Source organism: Winogradskyella sp. ABM4_392, assembly GCF_056160445.1.
The window spans coordinates 26,319-45,829 of record NZ_JBSWXE010000002.1; the positions used below are offsets into that span (position 1 = coordinate 26,319).

18 protein-coding genes are annotated in these 19,511 nt (G+C 32.2%); 9 read left to right on the top strand and 9 right to left on the bottom strand.

From position 1 onward, the window contains the following. Positions 1-2: 2 nt before the first annotated feature. The 8 genes from ACXAFS_RS06240 to ACXAFS_RS06275 form a co-directional block, all read right to left on the bottom strand. A complete protein-coding gene (locus ACXAFS_RS06240) occupies positions 3-677 on the bottom strand; it encodes a class I SAM-dependent methyltransferase (RefSeq protein ID WP_475305945.1) in 675 nt (224 codons plus the stop codon). 169 nt (positions 678-846) lie between these two features. Then, positions 847-1,593 carry a YebC/PmpR family DNA-binding transcriptional regulator gene (locus tag ACXAFS_RS06245; protein ID WP_475305946.1) on the bottom strand — a complete coding sequence of 249 codons (747 nt, stop codon included), beginning with the start codon at positions 1,591-1,593 and terminating at the stop codon, positions 847-849. A 98-nt stretch (positions 1,594-1,691) separates the two neighbouring features. Further along, positions 1,692-2,717: an LIC11966 family surface protein gene (locus ACXAFS_RS06250; RefSeq protein WP_475305947.1), complete on the bottom strand. Its 1,026-nt coding sequence runs from the start codon at positions 2,715-2,717 to the stop codon at positions 1,692-1,694. A gap of 16 nt (positions 2,718-2,733) precedes the next feature. Further along, positions 2,734-4,773: a S41 family peptidase gene (locus tag ACXAFS_RS06255; RefSeq protein ID WP_475305948.1), complete on the bottom strand. Its 2,040-nt coding sequence runs from the start codon at positions 4,771-4,773 to the stop codon at positions 2,734-2,736. 21 nt (positions 4,774-4,794) lie between these two features. Continuing rightward, positions 4,795-5,082 carry a 4a-hydroxytetrahydrobiopterin dehydratase gene (locus ACXAFS_RS06260; RefSeq protein WP_475305949.1) on the bottom strand — a complete coding sequence of 96 codons (288 nt, stop codon included), beginning with the start codon at positions 5,080-5,082 and terminating at the stop codon, positions 4,795-4,797. Between the two features lie 152 nt (positions 5,083-5,234). Further along, on the bottom strand, positions 5,235-6,065 hold the full coding sequence (locus tag ACXAFS_RS06265; RefSeq protein WP_475305950.1) for a sugar nucleotide-binding protein: 831 nt from the start codon (positions 6,063-6,065) through the stop codon (positions 5,235-5,237). Between the two features lie 27 nt (positions 6,066-6,092). Further along, positions 6,093-7,175, bottom strand: a complete 1,083-nt coding sequence (gene gcvT, locus ACXAFS_RS06270) for a glycine cleavage system aminomethyltransferase GcvT (protein WP_475305951.1) — start codon at positions 7,173-7,175, stop codon at positions 6,093-6,095. A 135-nt stretch (positions 7,176-7,310) separates the two neighbouring features. After that, positions 7,311-7,787 carry a hypothetical protein gene (locus ACXAFS_RS06275; RefSeq protein ID WP_475305952.1) on the bottom strand — a complete coding sequence of 159 codons (477 nt, stop codon included), beginning with the start codon at positions 7,785-7,787 and terminating at the stop codon, positions 7,311-7,313. Between the two features lie 147 nt (positions 7,788-7,934). On the opposite strand from ACXAFS_RS06275, the gene ACXAFS_RS06280 reads away from it, so the two are divergent. Next, positions 7,935-10,859: an FAD-binding and (Fe-S)-binding domain-containing protein gene (locus tag ACXAFS_RS06280; protein WP_475305953.1), complete on the top strand. Its 2,925-nt coding sequence runs from the start codon at positions 7,935-7,937 to the stop codon at positions 10,857-10,859. On the opposite strand, the gene ACXAFS_RS06285 is transcribed toward ACXAFS_RS06280, so the two are convergent. Next, entirely contained in the window at positions 10,851-11,702 is an 852-nt protein-coding gene (locus ACXAFS_RS06285) for a UDP-2,3-diacylglucosamine diphosphatase (protein ID WP_475305954.1), read from the bottom strand. The two genes, ACXAFS_RS06280 and ACXAFS_RS06285, sit on opposite strands and share 9 nt — an antisense overlap. A gap of 208 nt (positions 11,703-11,910) precedes the next feature. On the opposite strand from ACXAFS_RS06285, the gene aroC reads away from it, so the two are divergent. The 8 genes from aroC to ACXAFS_RS06325 all read left to right on the top strand — a co-directional run bounded on the left by aroC (position 11,911) and on the right by ACXAFS_RS06325 (position 19,511). Continuing rightward, positions 11,911-12,984 (top strand): chorismate synthase, encoded by a 1,074-nt coding sequence (aroC, locus tag ACXAFS_RS06290; RefSeq protein WP_475305955.1) that lies wholly within the window; start codon positions 11,911-11,913, stop codon positions 12,982-12,984. A gap of 42 nt (positions 12,985-13,026) precedes the next feature. Beyond that, positions 13,027-14,352 carry a dicarboxylate/amino acid:cation symporter gene (locus ACXAFS_RS06295; RefSeq protein WP_475305956.1) on the top strand — a complete coding sequence of 442 codons (1,326 nt, stop codon included), beginning with the start codon at positions 13,027-13,029 and terminating at the stop codon, positions 14,350-14,352. A 62-nt stretch (positions 14,353-14,414) separates the two neighbouring features. Continuing rightward, entirely contained in the window at positions 14,415-15,452 is a 1,038-nt protein-coding gene (gshB, locus tag ACXAFS_RS06300; protein ID WP_475305957.1) for a glutathione synthase, read from the top strand. A 54-nt stretch (positions 15,453-15,506) separates the two neighbouring features. Then, entirely contained in the window at positions 15,507-16,304 is a 798-nt protein-coding gene (locus tag ACXAFS_RS06305; protein WP_475305958.1) for a sulfurtransferase, read from the top strand. 5 nt (positions 16,305-16,309) lie between these two features. After that, a complete protein-coding gene (locus ACXAFS_RS06310; protein ID WP_475305959.1) occupies positions 16,310-16,645 on the top strand; it encodes a hypothetical protein in 336 nt (111 codons plus the stop codon). Continuing rightward, the gene (locus tag ACXAFS_RS06315; protein WP_475305960.1) at positions 16,645-17,475 is read left to right on the top strand and encodes an N-formylglutamate amidohydrolase; all 831 of its coding nucleotides are present in this window, start codon (positions 16,645-16,647) and stop codon (positions 17,473-17,475) included. The genes ACXAFS_RS06310 and ACXAFS_RS06315 overlap by 1 nt, the downstream gene beginning before the upstream one ends. Continuing rightward, positions 17,475-18,635, top strand: a complete 1,161-nt coding sequence (locus ACXAFS_RS06320) for a flavohemoglobin expression-modulating QEGLA motif protein (RefSeq protein ID WP_475305961.1) — start codon at positions 17,475-17,477, stop codon at positions 18,633-18,635. Before ACXAFS_RS06315 ends, ACXAFS_RS06320 begins: the two co-directional genes overlap by 1 nt. Before the next feature lie 120 nt (positions 18,636-18,755). Further along, entirely contained in the window at positions 18,756-19,511 is a 756-nt protein-coding gene (locus tag ACXAFS_RS06325) for a hypothetical protein (RefSeq protein WP_475305962.1), read from the top strand.

The window sequence follows — 19,511 nt, forward strand, 5'->3', positions numbered from 1 at the left end:
CATTATTTAGCTTTAATTATGTACTGATAAGGTAGTAAATCTACATTTACATCAAATGAAGTATATCCTGCTCTCTTAAGCTCCTCAATGACATCATCAATTGATAGTTTATGATTTTTTGATGGTCCAATAGGCAGATCAATTTTAAAAAAGTCTATTATTACTAGTTCACCATTAGATTTAGTTCCTAGCTTTAATTTTGAAAAATATTCTGATCGATTTTCTATGTGATGATAGGTGTTAACGATCAATGCCATATCCACTTCATTTTCTTTTAGGTTTGGCGAATCGTAAGGTATTTTACGAGTTTTAATATTAGTTAATTTGTCTTTATATATTCTATTGTTTATGTAATCTAAAAATTCATCATCCACATCAGCAGCAATTACTTTTGCTCCATTTTCTGCTAATTTCACGGAGAAATATCCCGAGCCTGCACCAATATCAATAATTGTTTTTCCTTGTATATCTTTTAGATATTTCAAAACCTTATCTGGTTGTTGATATGCGTCTCGTTCGGGAGATTCAAATCTTTCTATTAAATCCTCTACAGAAGACTCATGCATGTGCTCATTGGCTGAATTATGTTCTGTATGTGTCTTATCATTATGATGCTCATGTACACCTTCTTTTGGTTGTTTGATGTCTGTATTATTGTGATGGTTATTGCATCCCAAGAAAACTAAAAAAGATAATAAATAAGTGATTCTTTTCATGTTGAAGTAGAATTTAAAAAAAGAAGTAAGTGTATGTATACTTTATAAAAATAATTAAAAACCTTTGATTATTCTAAAGCATAAAAAAGAGGGCAGAAGCCCTCTATCAATATTTTAATTAATAATAAAACTATTCCGCAGTTTCTTCCATGGTATGATATACATTTTGTACATCATCATCTTCTTCAAGTTTTTCTAGAAGTTTTTCTACATCTTCAGCTTGTTCTGCTGTTAGTTTCTTGGTTACTTGTGGTATACGCTCAAAACCAGAAGAAATGATTTCAATATTATTTTCCTCTAAATAGGATTGTATACTTCCAAAACTTTCAAAAGGTGCATAAATCATTACGCTTGTTACTTCATTTCCATCTTCATCCTCATCTGTATCTTCAAAGATTTCCTCAACACCAAAATCTATAAGTTCTAATTCTAGTTCTTCTAAGTCTAAGTCTTCACCTTTTATTTTAAAGTTGCAGGTATGATCAAACATAAAAACAACAGAGCCAGATGTACCTAAACTTCCATCACACTTATTAAAATAACTACGCACATTGGCTACTGTACGCGTGTTGTTATCTGTTGCTGTTTCTATAAGTACGGCAATGCCATGTTGCGCATAACCTTCAAAAATAACTTCTTTATAATCACCTTGACTTTTATCTGATGCACGTTTTATAGCACGCTCAATGTTATCCTTTGGCATGTTTACAGACTTAGCATTCTGTATTACTGCTCTTAGACGAGAGTTACTGTCTGGGTCTGGACCACCTTCTTTTACTGCCATAACGATATCTTTACCAATACGAGTAAATGCCTTACTCATAGCAGACCATCGTTTCATTTTTCTTGCTTTTCTAAATTCAAAAGCTCTTCCCATTTAAAATATATTTTTTGTCCCTTTTATAGTTTAGGAAACTGATTTGTAAGTAATGTTATTCCTTTTATGATAAGGCAAGCAAATTTAAAAATATTAAATTAATCATTTGGAATATGCTTGCTCAAAAAGTTTTGATTTGCGTTGTTTAGGTTATTGATAACTGTCTGTCTTTTATTATTAAGCTCGTTATTAAGCTTATTATAGATCTTAACTTTCTTGTTAAAATCATTAACCATATTATTATAACCATCTATCTGTTCTTTGGTACGCTTTCTTTGTGGTGTTTTTTCTAATGCAGCTTGAGTTTTTTGTAAATCTTCGTTTAGTACCAGAAACTCAACAATTTGCGGCATTTTATTATCAGCTTCATCTATAAAAAATTCGAAAGCCTTTTTTGTTGTATTTGCAATAGACTTGTCATTTTTATAATGCTCTACTGTTTTTAAAATTTCTAAACCTTCTTTTGCACTTTCGGATAATGCATTTGCATTTTGTTGTATAGCATTTGCATCTCCATTATTTAAAGCTTCAATTAGATAAACCTCATTGATATATACCTTAAAATAGATGAGATACATTTTTTTGTAATGCCTGAAAACTTCGTTAGAAATTGTCATGTTTTTACTTAAATCAGACTCGTTTTCTATAATGTTTATCTTGTGCTTGTTGGCAAAAGCATAGTAATTGGTTTCATACTCTTCTTGTATTTCTTCCATCTTGTTGTCTGCCATTTCTTGGGCTAGCATATAGGCTTCCATAGCATCATATGATTGTTCAGCAACAGCTTTCATGTCTATAATTTTTGCATAATCATCATTTAGCATGTTTTTGCTGAATTGTAATCGTTTCAAAAGTTGATTTTTAAACTCATTACCATCATAACCTGGTGCTTTTTTAATTTTATCTATAGCCTTATCTAAAGTTTTTAGAAGACTTTTTCTTTTGTTTTCAATGTTTCTATCACTTCTACTGTGCGCAATAGATTTTGTGTATTTCCACATTTTTTTTGTAATCCCTTCTTGCTGCTCACTTACAAATTCTAAGTATTGTAGTGCATTGTCAAAGGTTTGTGCAGATAAGCTGATAGCAAAAAAGAAAAGGGCAATGGTAAATATTTGTTTCATTGTAATGAATTGAAATTTAAAGTTGTAATATATCATTTATTATATAGAAAGCTTCTTGAATGTAAGGATCTTTTGAGATTTTGTCGCGTAACTCATTATTTAGTTTTTTATCCTCTTCATTATAGCTTAAAATGTCATCTGTAGAAGTTGTGTTTAAAACTTGATAAATAGATTTGTTATTCTCTACCGCTGTGCTATAGGCATTCCATGCTTCATTATATTTTTTATCATCATTGAAAACAAACTCTAACGATAGCGGGTAATTGCCAGTTCTATTTACATAATCGTTAATAAATATGCGGTTAAATGTCTTAATTGTATTAAATATACTGTCGTTTTCTATTCGTTTCTGGCTTTTATCAACAATAGAACTAAAGTCTTGTTTAGGTTTAGGTCTGTGTTTTAATGTAACATCTGTAGCTGTATTTTCTAGACTAAAGTCTTTATACTTTTCTTGGGTTTTGTAATTGTCGTAAATACCAGGAAGTGTAATATTGGGTACAATACCTAAATTTTGGTGACTTTTGCCAGTCACTCTAAAAAATTGTCCCATAGTCAGCTTTAAGAAATTAGTTTCTTTATCATCTGAAATAGGAACAATTAACTGCGATGTTGCTTTACCATGAGTAGTGCCACCGACTATAATAGCTCTGTTGTAATCTTGCATGGCACCTGCAAAAAACTCTGAAGCAGAAGCGCTAAATTGATCTACTAAAATAACAATAGGTTTATTAAATATACTACCACGATTAGGATCTCTTATAGTGTAGTTCTCTTCGTTTCTAACTTTAGAAATAGCTACAGGACCTCTATCTATAAACATACCCGAAAGGTCTGCGGCTTCTTTCATAGAACCACCACCATTAAACCGTAAATCAATGATAATACCAGAAATATTCTCTTTTTGAAGTTTATAAATCTGTTTTGCAACATCGTTAGCTACACCCAAACCATTTATAGATTCAGTATCTGTATAAAAACTTGGAATTTGGATATACCCAATGTTCACCGTTTCGGATAAAACAAAACCTGTGATAGAATTGCCTTCTACTTCTAAACTGCTTTTTCCTAATTTAATGGATTTAATTTGCCCATTTTTCTTTTTAATTCTGAAGGTGATTTCATCAATATTATCATCATTAATAAAGCTAGTAATGGTTTCGTTAGAAAGGCAGTAACTCTCTATGGTTTCTCTTTTACTGGTTAATGATAATATGACATCATTAACCTCAAACTCACCATTTTTAAATGCAGTACTTCCTGGTGAGATATATGAAATAACAATATCGCCATTATTGTTTTTTGTGGTTTCTATACCAAAGGATAATTGAGAATTTGAAACGGATTTTTCAAATTGTGTTTTGTCTGAAGCACTTAAATATGCAGAGTTGGGATCTTGGTATTTTGCCAAAGCATCTAAAAAAGAAACTTCAACAAAGCGATTAATACCACCCAAACTATTTTCAAATTCTTGAAGAAGACATATTTCATTATCAATAACCTTTGGTTTTATGTCTGTTTCTAATTCCTTAAAGTTTGAGGTTATATCTTCTAAAGAAGAATCATTCTCTACCAATTTTCTAAGAATTCTATAACGTACTCTTTTGTTCCAATACTTTTTTGTAGCATCTGTATTTTTAAAATAATCAAAGTTTTTGTCAGATTTATAGTATAGGCTATCTACACCAGAATAGTCTAAAGTTTCATTTTTAAGTGTTTCTAAAAACGTTTTTGATGCTGTAATACGTTTTGATAAAATATCTGAATAGCGTTTAATAAAATCACATTGTTTATTGTTGATAAAATCATCAAACATAAATTCATCTGCTTTAAAACTTTCTATGTCAGATTGAAGAAAAAAGCGTTGATGTTCATCTATTTTATTTAAGAATAATTTAAAGACTCCTTTAGAAAGGCTGTCATTAACTGCTTTTGGGCTGTAGTGTGAATCTGCAATAATAATGTTTACCGCTTGTAAATCATTACAAAAAGAAACATTTTGAGCCTGAAGACAACTAAAAATAAATAGGATTAAAGTGGTAAAATAAAATTTCATAGAGATGAATGCAGACAGTAATTATTCATCAGCTTCTACAATAGCTTCTATAGCTTCAGCTAGGTCAAAATCTTTTTGTGTTACACCATCAGCATCATGCGTAGATAATGAAATATTTAAAACGTTATAAACGTTGCTCCAATTAGGATGGTGATTTAATGCTTCACATTCAAAAGCAATCCTGCTCATGGCACTAAAGCAATCTTTAAAGTTGTCAAACTCTAGTTCTACATGAATAGCGTTATCGTAATATTCCCATTCTGGAAAACGGAGTAGTTTCTTTTCTATAGTAGTGTCGTCTAACTTCATCTAATTAAAAAATTTGCAAGAACCTATGGTACAGTTATTTAATTACTGTGGTGGTAATGACTTGTATTTGTCAAATACCCATTATGGGTTTTCATAGATTGTATTAATGATTTGTTAGTCGAAATTTAAGAAAATACCGTAAGGTAGTCAAGCTATTTTTTAAGTTCTTTTAAAACCTTGTCGCTTGTAATCTGAAGATGCTTCGGTAATTTGTTAAATTTTGGCAAAACGGCAAGATAACGGTCGTCGTTAGTAGTGTAAACATGTTTCAATGACACTTTTTTAGGGCTAATAGCTTCTAAAATTTGCTTAACAAATTCATCATGATGTACTAAATCTGTACTCCCTAAATGAAATATCCCATACTTCTCACGGTTAATAATATAATGGATTTGCTGCGTTACTTTCTTATCTAATGTAACATTCATTATTAAGTTGGGAAAGATTTCGACCGATTCGTTTTCAGAAATGAACAGCTTCATTTCTTGTATTCTCGGACACTGCTGTCCAAAAACCATTGGTAATCTCAATATCGCTACTTGCTTTTTAGGTAAGCGCAGCAACATATTTTCTATTTTTATTTTAAAATGTCCATAGATACTATGGCTCAACGTTTTGTCTAACTCGTAACTTGGATATTTGCTATAAGCATCAAAAACATTAGCTGAGGATAAGAAAATAATTTTTGAGCCATATTCTAAAGCAAATTCTGCAATGTGATGATGCGCAATAGTCTGTGCGTTAAAATCTCCTCTTATTGCTGATATAACAATTGTAGGTTTAGTGGCTTCTAAAATTTCATAAACATCATCATCCTCTACGTTATAGTGAAAGAATTGCTTATTACTCTCAAATATTTTTTTTGGAGTTCTGTAGGTACCAAATGTTTTAAAGTAAGGACCTAGCTCTTTATAAAGCGCATTACCAATATATCCACTTGCACCAAGAATAAGGATTCTGTGTTTGCTTAAATGCTTCTTCATTAATTCCTACAACCTATTTAAAACTAACTATCCTTTGTAAAACGGAAGCTTTACCACAGTAGCAGGAATCGCTTTTTTACGAACCTGAATATTTATCTTACTATCTGTTTTAGAAAACACTTTCGGTACATAACCCAAGCCAATACCAACTCCTAAACTAGGGCTCATTGTACCAGAAGTTACATTACCAATGGTATTACCATTATTATCTACAATGTCATAACCATGACGTGGAATACCTCTATCGTCTAATTTAAAAGCAACTAATTTACGCTCTGGTGTGCGTTCTTTTTCGGCTTGTAAAGATTCACTGTTTGTAAATTCTTTGTTGAATTTGCAAATCCAACTTAAACCAGCTTCTATAGGAGACGTAGTGTCATCTATGTCATTACCATATAAACAATAACCCATTTCTAAGCGTAATGTGTCTCTTGCTGCTAAACCAATTGGTTTAATGCCAAAGTCAGCACCTGCTTCTAGTACTTTATCCCAAATTTGCTTTACTTCAGAGTTTTTACAATAAATCTCAAAACCACCACTACCAGTATAACCAGTAGCGGATATAATTACATGCTCTACACCTGCAAAATCACCAACCACAAAGTTGTAGAATTTAATAGCAGATAAATCATGACTAGATAAGGATTGCATGGCTTCAACAGCTTTTGGGCCTTGAATTGCCAAAAGGGAATAATCTTCACTTAAATCTCGCATATCTGCACCAACATCATTTTTTGAAACAATCCAATTCCAATCTTTTTCAATATTACTAGCATTAACAACAAGTAAGTAGGTTTCGTCTTTAACCTTATATATAATTAGATCATCTACAATTCCACCATCATCATTTGGTAAACAACTGTATTGCGCTTTTCCTATTTCTAATTTTGAAGCGTCATTACTCGATACCTTTTGTATTAGCTCTAAAGCATTAGGGCCTTCAATTAAAAATTCACCCATATGAGAAACATCAAAAACACCAACAGCTTTACGTACAGTTTCGTGTTCTATGTTTACACCTTCATATTGTACAGGCATATTATATCCAGCAAAAGGAACCATTTTAGCACCTAAAGCAATGTGAGTTTCTGTTAAAGCAGTATTTTTCATTAATTGTATATTTTACCTCCAAAAATAGGAATAAGGTTGGTTTTAAAAGTTGCGCTAAATTAAAGAATTTTTATGGCTTATTATCATAAAAAAAGCCACCAAAATTTGGTGACTTTTATATATGTTTTTCAATAGTTAGAACTGATATCTAATACCCAAGGCAATATCAAAATCTAGATCATCTCTAAAGTCCCCAAAACCAAGTTCTGGTCTAAAATCCAATGATAACAGCAGAGGAATGTCGAAATTATATTCAATACCTATATCACCAGCTACGAAGAAAAATGTTTCGTCATCAAAATTGTTGTTGTCAAAACTATAAGAGCCTAGTCCGCCACCAGCACCAGCGTACCAGTTAAAATTACCATCTAATTCCCAAACCCATTGGTATAAACCAGTAAGTTTAAAACCATCGTAACCATTTCCGCTTCTCCATCCTAAATCAGCCTCTAGTCGATTATTATCTCCCAGTGCACGTTGATAAGATATTTCAGCTCCAAATCCATCACTATCTCCAAGTCTAAGACCAATTGCATTATCAGCAATTTCTTGAGCGCTAGCAGCAAAAGTAAAGCTTACACATACTGTAAGTAATAAAATTATTTTTTTCATAAGAATTTTAAGTTTTAGTGTTTATATTTCCAACAAGTTGTTTTGTTGTTGTAAGATTATAACGACGAAATTATGTTAAAATTGAGTGTTAACCATAGGTTTTAAGACAACATTAATATTTGTTAATGTTGAATATTGAAATAAAAAATGTCGGGAAATTTAGAGTCACATTTACAGATTTTAAGCAAAAAATTAGAAGGCGAACTGTACTCTGATGATTTAATGCTGAAGCTCTATGCAACAGATGCATCTGTTTATAGAATGTTACCAACTGCAGTGGCTATACCAAAAACAGTAGAAGATGTTAAACAACTTATTTCATTTGCAAAAACTCACAAAATAGGAATCATTCCCAGAACTGCCGGAACTTCTCTTGCAGGTCAAGTTGTGGGCAAAGGCATTGTTGTTGACGTTTCTAAGTATTTTACCAAAATTATAAGGGTTAATAAGGACGAAAAAACTGTCACAGTTCAACCAGGTGTGGTTAGAGACCAGTTAAATAATTATCTAAAATCTTATGGTTTGTTTTTCGGACCAAATACGTCTACATCTAATCGCTGTATGATTGGTGGCATGGTAGGCAATAATTCTTCTGGCACTACATCTATTCAGTATGGTGTAACACGAGATAAAGTGCTGAGTTTAAAAACACTTTTAAGTGATGGAAGTGAAGCTGTTTTTGAGACAATATCAAAAGATGATTTTCTTCAAAAAACAAGGGAGAGTACTCTTGAAGGACATATTTACAAATCAATTGATGAAGAATTAAAATCTGAATCAGTACAAAAACAGATTAAGAAAAACTTTCCAAAAGCCAGTATTCATAGAAGAAACACAGGTTATGCGATTGATGAATTAATTAAATCTGAAGTTTTCATTAATTCAGATGAAAAATTCAATATGTGCAAATTGTTAGCTGGTAGTGAAGGTACATTAGCCTTTACAACAGAAATAACGCTTCAGTTGGATGATTTACCACCAAAAAATAGTGCTATGGTGGCTTTTCATTTTGAAAGTATAGCAAACTGTATGAAAGCTGTAAAACCCTTAATGCAGCATAATTTGCACACTTGTGAAATGATGGACGATTCTATATTGAATCTCACAAAACATAACAAAACACAGCAAGAAAACAGAGCTTTTATAGAAGGAAATCCTGTAGCTATTTTAATGTGTGAGTTAAAAGCTGAAACTCAAGATGTGTTAGATGTAGAAATTAAAAGCCTTATTAAGACGGCTGATGAGCTCGGTTTAAGTTATGCAGCACCAATTCTTAAAGGAGAAAACATAGCCAAAGCCCTAGAACTTCGTAAAGCAGGTTTAGGACTTTTGGGTAATATGATTGGCGATAAAAAAGCAGTAGCTTGTATTGAAGATACTGCTGTAGCATTAGACGATTTAGATGCTTACATTGAGGAGTTTACAACACTTATGCGTTCGTATAATCAAAATGCAGTGTATTATGCACATGCAGGCGCTGGTGAATTGCATTTGCGCCCAATTTTAGATTTAAAAAAGGGTGATGACGTTAAGTTATTTAGAGCTATAACCACAGATGTGGCTAAGCTTGTAAAGAAATATCAAGGCTCTATGTCTGGCGAACATGGTGATGGTATTGTGCGAGCAGAATTTATCCCTTTAATGATTGGTGAAGCAAACTATCAATTATTAAAACGAATAAAATCAGCTTTTGATGCCGATAATATTTTTAATCCTGGAAAGATTGTAGATGCTTTTCCGATGGATAAAAATTTACGGTACGAAACTTATAGGGAAGAACCAGAAATAGAAACACTTTTAGATTTTTCACATTCGCAAGGCATTCTTAGAGAGGCTGAAAAATGTAATGGCTCAGGTGATTGCAGAAAATTACCTGAGTTTGGTGGTGTAATGTGTCCGAGTTATAGAGCTACACGAAACGAAAAAGATACCACAAGAGCGCGAGCTAATGCATTACGAGAGTATTTAACTAACTCTGAGAAATCTAATAAATTCAATCATCAGGAATTAAAAGATGTTTTTAGCTTGTGTCTAAGCTGTAAAGCATGTGCAAGCGAATGCCCAAGTAGTGTGGATGTTGCGAGTTTAAAAGCTGAATTTTTATATCAATATCAAAAAGAAAACGGAGTAACTTTTAAAGATAAATTTTATGCCAATGCAACTAAGTATAACAAAATGGCATCTCGTTTTCCTGATTTAGCTAATGCTTTATTTAAAACCAAATTTGTGAGAGGTTTTATGAATGCTTCTTTAGGTCTACATCCAGAAAGAAGTTTACCTGAGGTTACCAAATCATTTTCTAAATTATCTCAAAATAAACACGTAATTCAAAATATTAAAACCCACAAAAAAACAGTCCATTTATTTGTTGATGAATTTATAAATTACCTTGAATCTGATATTGGTTTAGATGCTAAACTATTACTTGAGAATTTGAATTATAAAGTAAATATTATCAGCAATATAGATAGTGGAAGAGGTTTTATATCTAAAGGCTTTTTAGAAGAGGCTAAGATCATAGCTAACAAGAACATATCAGTCTTTAAAAATTGTATAAATGACGATTTTTGTTTGATAGGTATAGAACCTTCATCTATCTTGACTTTTAAGGATGAATATTTAAAATTAGCTGATGATAAAGAAACTGCAAAGTCTATTGCAGATTGTACTTTTTTGATAGAAGAATTCATTCAAAAGGAAATTGAATTAGGTAACATTACTCCAAATCAATTTACAAAAGAACATAAAAAAATTAAGTTTCATGGCCATTGCTATCAAAAGGCGTTAGCAAATCAAAAATCTAGCTTTGATATTCTTAATTTACCAGAAAATTATAAAGTTACTATAATACCTAGTGGTTGCTGTGGAATGGCAGGTAGCTTTGGTTATGAAAAAGATAATTATGAGTTAAGTATGCAAATAGGAGAGCAAACTTTGTTTCCTGCTGTAAGAAAGGCGTCAAATGATACTATAATTGCTGCAAATGGTACAAGTTGCAGGCATCAAATAAAGGATGGTACAGGTAGAATAGCCAAACATCCAATTTCAATTCTTAGAGAGGCTTTATTTTGATTTTTTCTTTTTAGGCTGTTCAACTATCGTAATGGCTGCAATAAGATCTTTAACATCCATGTCCTTTAAATCTTCATCGGCAAAAAAAGGAGAAAGCTTGTCATTGTTGTAGTTGTAGACTTTCCAACGTTTAAATTGATATTCTAAAGCAGTAAAGTTTTCTACCCAATCACCAGAGTTTAGATACGTAGTTTTACCGTGCTTATTCTCTTTAATAAGCATTTTTGGTTGATGTATATGGCCGCAAACTACATAGTCATAACCATTTTCTATCGCAAGATCAGTAGCAACTTTTTCAAAGTCATTTATATACTTCACAGCGCCTTTTACACTATTTTTAATGCGTTTAGAAAGGGAATACCGCTCTTTTCCAAGCTTCTCTAATCCCCAATTCACCATGCTATTCATTAAAATTAAAAGATCGTAACCCCAACCACCAAGTTTAGCAAGCCATTTGGCGTTTTGAATGGAAATATCAAAAACATCACCATGAAAAAACCATGCTTTTTTGCCATCTAAATCCAAAACAAGTTTATTCACTATTGAGATATTTCCAATCTCAGTATCCGTAAACTTTCTAAGCATTTCATCATGATTACCAGTAATGTAAATGACTTCAGTGCCATTTGCTGCAAAGTCCATTATTTTCTTAATAACACTTAAATGTGATTTCGGAAAGTAACGTTTTTTAAACTGCCATATATCAACAATATCACCATTAAGAATCAACTTCTTGGGCTCAATACTATTCAAATAGGTTAAGAGTTGTTTAGCTTGACAACCAAAAGTTCCTAAATGAACATCAGATATAACTGCTATTTCTACTTTTCTCTTTAAATTCAAGGCTAAAAATCAATGTTACAAATTACAGGTATAGTTATTAATTGATTGTAACGAGATAATTAATTAAGTATGAGCAAACTGTTATGAAATTGTTATGTAGAAAAGGCCTAGAAAATGCATCATTTTAGATGTAATTGTTTGACCAAAAGAAATAATGTATTTTATTTTCTGTAATAATACATTTACCTTTAGCGTAAAATAATAATTAATGGCAGGAAATTCCTTCGGAAAACTATTTAAACTCACCACATTTGGTGAATCTCATGGTATTGCAATTGGCGGAATAATAGATGGATGTCCCTCTGGTTTGAAATTAGATTTTGAAGCTATTCAAAATGAGTTAAATAGACGTAAACCAGGTCAATCTAAAATAGTGACTCAGCGTAAAGAACCAGATACAGTAGAATTTTTGTCTGGTATTTTTGAAGGCGTAACAACAGGAACTCCAATAGGGTTTATTATTAAAAACACCAACCAAAAATCTAAGGATTATTCGCATATTAAAGATGTTTATAGACCAAGTCATGCAGACTACACATACGATATAAAATACGGTGTAAGAGATTACAGAGGAGGTGGAAGAAGTTCTGCGCGAGAAACTGCAAGTAGAGTGGTGGCAGGTGCTATTGCTAAGCAAATGTTAACTTCGATTAGGATTAATGCATTTACCTCTTCAGTAGGAGATATTTTTATAGATAAACCTTATCAGGATTTAGATTTTAGCAAAACTGAGTCTAATATTATCCGTTGTCCTGACGAGGCTTCTGCAGAAAAAATGATTGCCAAAGTGCAAGAAGTAAAGAAACAAGGAGATACCATTGGTGGAACAATTACTTGTGTTTTGCAAAATGTTCCAGCTGGACTAGGAGAGCCTGTTTTTGATAAGTTACATGCTGAATTAGGCAAAGCTATGCTATCTATAAATGCTGTAAAAGGCTTCGAATATGGAAGTGGTTTTTGCGGAGCAAAAATGATAGGTAGTGAGCATAACGATAAGTTTAATGAAGATGGAACAACAAAAACTAACTTGTCAGGAGGTATACAAGGTGGTATTAGTAATGGTATGGACATTTACTTTAGAGTAGCCTTTAAGCCAGTTGCTACAACCTTACAAAAACAAGAGACTATAAATAGCAAGGGTGAAACCGTAGAAATGCAAGGTAAAGGACGTCATGATCCTTGTGTGGTACCTAGAGCTGTACCAATTGTAGAAGCAATGGCTGCTTTAGTTTTGGCAGATTACACACTCTTGCGCAGGCAGGAGTCTAATGACTGGAAGTAAAAGAGTAAATTAAATGAGATTACCGCTTTCGCGGCAAATATTATGAAGAAACTAGCATTACACTGGAAGATTATTATAGGAATGGTTCTCGGAATCATTTTTGGTTTTATTATGAATTCTGTAAGTGGTCAGCAATTCGTAACAGATTGGATTGCACCATTTGGTACTATCTTTATTAATCTGTTGAAATTAATCGCAGTCCCACTAATACTAGCTTCTTTAATAAAGGGTATTTCTGATTTAAAGGATATTTCAAAAATTAGAGATATGGGTTTAAGAACTATCTCAATCTATATAGGTACTACATTAGTGGCCATCATTATTGGGTTATCAATAGTAAATGCTGTACAACCAGGAACTGGAATGCCAGAAGAAACAATTGAAAAAATAAAACAGAAGTACGAAAATGATGCTGGTGTTACAGATAAGTTAGCCAAAGCAAGCGCTCAAAAAAATGCTGGTCCATTACAGGCTTTGGTTGACATTTTTCCAAGTAATATTTTTAAAGCAATGGGAGAGGCTAAAATGCTTCAAGTTATCTTTTTTGCATTGTTTGTTGGTATTTCTTTGCTTTTAATCGGCGAAAAGAAAGCTAAACCCATGATAGATATTTTTGATTCACTCAATGAAGTCGTCATGAAAATGGTAGACCTTATTATGCTTTTTGCACCTTATGCTGTATTTGCCTTAATGGCTAATGTTATAATTGCATTTGATGACACAGAAATACTATTAAAATTATTGCAATATGCTCTATGTGTGGTTGTGGGTTTATTGCTGATGATAAGTTTCTATATGTTATTAATAAAGGTTTTTACAAAAAAATCACCAATGTGGTTTCTTAATAAAATTAGTCCAGCTCAATTATTAGCATTCTCTACAAGTAGTAGTGCTGCAACACTACCTGTTACCATGGAACGTGTTGAAGAACATCTAGGCGTAGACAAAGAAGTTTCTGGTTTCGTGTTACCAGTTGGTGCAACTGTTAATATGGATGGTACTAGCTTATACCAAGGTATAGCTGCAGTATTTATTATGCAGGTAATTTGGCCAGAAGGGTTAACCTTTACTAATCAGTTGGTAATTGTACTAACAGCACTATTAGCATCAATTGGTAGTGCAGCTGTTCCAAGTGCTGGTATGGTTATGCTTGTGATTGTTTTGGAATCTATTGGATTTCCGGCTGAATTATTACCAATTGGGTTAGCATTGATCTTTGCAGTCGACAGACCTTTGGATATGTGTAGAACTGTTGTTAATGTTACGGGAGATGCTACGGTATCAATGATGGTTGCCAAATCTTTAGATAAGCTTCACGATGATCCAAAACCAAAAGAGTGGGATGATAATTACGACGCTGTAAAATAGTTTTTGTAATTAGAATTTTATTAAATTAGAAACTTCATTAACCAACAAAAACCACAGCATAGATGAATATTTGCTTTATAATGTATCCTTGGGATAAAATAGATCCTGAAAATGACACCAGTCTTGCCTTAATCAAAGAATGTTCTAAAAGAGGGCATGGTGTGGCCATGTGTACACCAGCAAACTTAACTATTAGAGATAGTGTTACCAATGCTTTTTGTAATGTTGTTGGTAGAATGGATAAGGTACCATCAACACTAAAGTCATTTTACAATAAGGCAAAATTAAGAGAGGAAATGCTACCTCTTGCTGGGTTTGATGCCATCTTCTTTAGAGCAAATCCTCCTTTAGATCCAATAATGCTTAATTTTTTAGATTCTGTAAAGGATGATGTATTCATTATAAATTCTTTAGAAGGAATGCGTGAGGCCAATAACAAACTATATACTGCTGCTTTTGGAGATGCACACAGTAATATTATTCCAAATACGCATGTATCTAAGAATAAAAAGTATTTAGTCCGACAGATTAAAGAATCTAAGTCGGATAAGATGATTATAAAACCTCTTAATGGTTTTGGAGGTTCAGGTGTTATTCTAATTGAAAAATCTGCGATGAGTAATATCAATTCGCTTTTAGATTTCTATATATCTAATTCTGATGGTACTTCTAACTATGTCATTCTACAAGACTACATAGAAGGTGCTGACCAAGGTGATGTAAGGATCTTAATGCTAAATGGAGAGCCTGTTGGTGCTATGAAACGTGTTCCTGGTTCTGATGATCATCGTTCTAACGTTTCAGCAGGCGGAAGTGTACAAAAGCATACACTTACAAAGGCTGAAAAAGCACTATGCAAACAAATAGGACCTAAATTGGTTAACGATGGTCTATACTTTGTAGGTATTGATGTTATAGGTGGTAAATTGGTCGAAGTTAATGTAATGTCGCCTGGTGGAATCACATACATCAATAAAGTTTATAAGAATAAGGTTAAGGTTGAAGAAAAAGTGATTGACTTCTTAGAAAGTAAGGTGCTTGATAAACTTCAAGCTTTTGATAGACGTACGAGACTTCGCAAAACGGTTGATGAGGCATAATTAGTATGCAGTATTCAGTAGTTAGTTTTTAGTACAAACTAATAAACCTTTTATATGTATCCTACATTAGTTAATGCAAAATGGTTACAGTCTAATCTTCAATCACCTAGTGTTATTATTTTAGATGCCACAATTAACAAAATAATAGAGGATAATTCTGAAAGAATTCCAAAAGCTCGATTCTTTGATATAAAGCAAAAGTTTAGTGACACTAACGCTAGGTTTCCAAGTACCTTGCCTAGTACAGAGCAATTTGAAACTGAGGCAAGAGCTTTGGGTATAAACAAAGATTCTTTTGTTGTGGTCTACGATGATAAAGGTATCTATTCTAGTGCTAGAGCTTGGTGGCTTTTCAAAGTATTTGGTTTTAAAAATGTAGCAGTTTTAGATGGAGGTTTGCAGGAATGGAAAAAGCAAAATTTTCCTATTGAGACTTATAAGAAAGAATCTATTGAAAAAGGAAATTTCTCTTCTAGTTTTCAACCAGAATTAATGACAGACTTTAATGGTGTTAATCAATTTTCTAAAGACACTAAAACTTTAATTTTAGATGCTCGCTCAGAAGCGCGATTTAATTGCTTAGTCGATGAACCAAGACAAGGCTTAAGACGTGGTACAATTCCTAACTCTAAAAGCTTACCATACACAGAACTATTTAATGGTAATATTTTAAAATCTAAAGAAGAACTTTTAAAAATCTTTGATAACTTAGTAAAAGAAGAAACATATTTAGTTTTTAGCTGTGGCTCAGGAATTACAGCTTGTATTCTAGCCTTGGCAGCTTCAGTTTGTAGTTATAAAAATTTAACGGTCTATGATGGCTCATGGACAGAATATGGAACTTTAACCTAAAATAAATGAAAACAATCGACTGGACAAGAGACGAACTCGTTGCCTACATCTTGTTGTTTGCGGCAAATTCAGACTTTAGAGAGGACAACAAAGAGCGTAATATCATTATTTCTAAAGTAGACATGAAAACCTTTTCAGAAATTCATGAAGAATTTGATAAGGATAATGACTATCAAGGTATCCAAAAAATAATGACGAGTCTTAGACAGCATAATTACGACAAAGATGATGTAGAGGTACTATTGTCAGATATCAAGACTTTATTCTTTTCTGATGGTAAGTTTAATATCAATGAACGTAATATGTTAAAATCTCTAGAACGACTGTTTAAAACTTTATAATGGAGCGACTTTCAATAAATGCTATTGTAGCTAAAATAGAATCAGAAGAAACCTTTCATGCTGTTTCTGATGATTATTCATTTACACTAAAAATAGATGAATATGTGCCTTATGTATGTGGAGCAGTACATGATGGACATCAATTTAGAAAAGATCTTTGGAACAACTGCCTGCATTCTGAATATGATAGATGGTACGAAGAAGATCCTGAAACCAAAAACATGGTTATTTCGCATCCTATCTTAATAACTGGTTGCGACTCACGGTTTGAATATGATCTTAATAGAGATCCAAGCAATGCAGTTTTTGATACTGCTTGGGGAAAACAGCTTTGGAAGCATCCTTTACCAAAAACCGAAAAAACCAAAAGTCTGCAGAAGCATGCTAATTTTTATAAAGTAGTAAAAGCTTTAATTTCTAAAATTGAAGAAAAGTTTGGTGTATGCATAGTTTACGATATGCATAGTTATAATTGGCAACGTTGGGATAGGGAAGTGCCAACATGGAATTTAGGAACGTCGAATATTGATAATAATAGGTTTGGTGAAGAGGTAGAATCTTGGAGACAAATGCTTGCAAGTATAGAATTGCCTAATAAGATTAAGCAAACAGCCAAGATTAATGACACTTTTCAGGGAAATGGATATTTCTTAAAATTCATTACCAATACTTTTGAAAATACTTTAGTTTTGGCAACCGAAATAGCTAAAGTGTATTGCGATGAGTATAAACAGGTTATTTATCCTGAAGTCGTTGCAGCAGTAGAACAGCAATTAAAGACACTCATACCAAAGCATGCAGAAGAATTTTACAGAAAGTTTAAAGCCTAATGTCCCAAATAAAGACAACAGAAGAGTTTCAAGATTTATTTGATATTGACGCCAATCTTAATCGGTTGGTAAAGAATATTGAATTACTCAATTATATAAACCCTCAGAATATTGCTGCAGAAAAGAAAAAGTTCTATTCAGCAAAATTTGATTACGAGCCAGAGTTTAATTATCCAAAAATGCGATTTAATGGCTATAAATTACATCGCTTATTTTTTTCTCAACGTTTAGAACGTATAGAAGATGAGGATATTAGACAATTGTATGAAGATATTATTTACGAATATTCAGGTTTAATAGAATGTATTGAAACTATAGGCCAAGGACGTAAGTTTTATTTTAATAGTCTTAAAAGTTTTGGTACTCCAACCGAAAAAGACATTGAAAACGCAAAATTTATCCTTCGCTTTGATGACTCTGAGTTTGATGAGGAAATGCTCCCAATGTATAATGCGAGTGAAGCAAGAGACTATTTTGCTGAATTTTCTAAGCGCTACGATTTTAAATACAACATAAAGATTTCTAATAATCTTTCTGCAGCTGCAATGGTATTGAATAATACACAAACTTTAGTATTACGAAAAAGCCATAAATACAGCTTAAATCAGCTTAAAGTATTGACTAATCATGAGATTGGTGTACACATGGTGACTACATTTAATGGACTAGAACAGCCATTAAAAGTATTTTCTAATGGTTTACCAAATAATGTTGAAACTCAAGAAGGCTTGGCCGTGTATTCTGAATTTATGAGCGGTTGTTTAACCATTGAAAGGTTAAAAGAGTTGGCATTTAGGGTTATTGCTGTAGATAGCCTTAATAAAGGATATAATTTTTCTGACACCTTTCATTTGTTGCATAACCAACATAAACTAAATAGAGATAAAGCTTTTGCAATTACTTTAAGAGTACATAGAGGTGGTGGATTTACAAAAGATCATCTATACCTTAAAGGCATTAGAAATATTTACAAATATGCTAAAGGCGGAAATGATTTAGGCATCCTTTTAACTGGTAAAGTTAGCCAGGAATATATACCTACTATGAAAAAACTTATTGATTTGGGCTTAGCAGTAAAACCTAAGTATTTTACAGATGCTTATGTGGTTAATGATAATACTGATCCCAACTTAGATTTTATTTTAAAGAGTTTGAAGTAAAAAACTCATAGAAAAATATTTGATTATAAGTTGTTTATTAAGTTTAATAGGGTTCATTATTATTGAATCTGAAAAATAAAAAATAATCGTAGCACATTGTCTACACATACAAAACTCAAAATGAAAATCTCTCTTATAGTATTTATTTCTTTATTTATTCTTACTAGCTGTGTTGAAAAGGATCCTCAATTAAGTGAAGCTGATTATAGAAAAGAGCAACAAGAGTACGAACAATTAAAAGCCAAATTAGAAGGTGGAAACAAATCATTTTTCTTAGAAAATAAAGAGGCTATTTTTAGTAAAATAAATTTATTTAAGAAGCTAAAAGATACAACAACGCTTTTTGAAAATGTAAATAATACAGAGGACTTTTACTTAGATGATATTAAATTACAAGCTATAAATTATAATATAGGAAATAAAGAAGGGCTTAAAGCTGTTTTTCTTGAGAAAGAAAAAGACGGAACACCTTCCTTTAACCGCAAATTAGAAGAGCCTTATGATGCTTTATACTTTTGTGAATCTAATGATGAGGATAAGTGTAGCAATCTTGATTTAGATGTAATAAAAGAGTTTTTAGATATAAAATATGTATTTGTAATTAATGGTTACAGACTAATGGAGCCTAAAATTACAGGCTCAAAATCGTTTGAGTCTGGTCTATTTATTGCGGATATAGTAGTATACGATATACATAACGATAAACCAATTTATAATTACTCTGTTAGTGCAACAAATAATGAAGAAATCTCAGTTGTAAGTCTGGGAAGAGGTGCATATGATCTTTCAGATCATTATATAACAAATGACTTCAACAATAATATAAATGAAAATATGCGAGTAGAAACTGAAAAGTATTTTAATTTTTCTGATTAA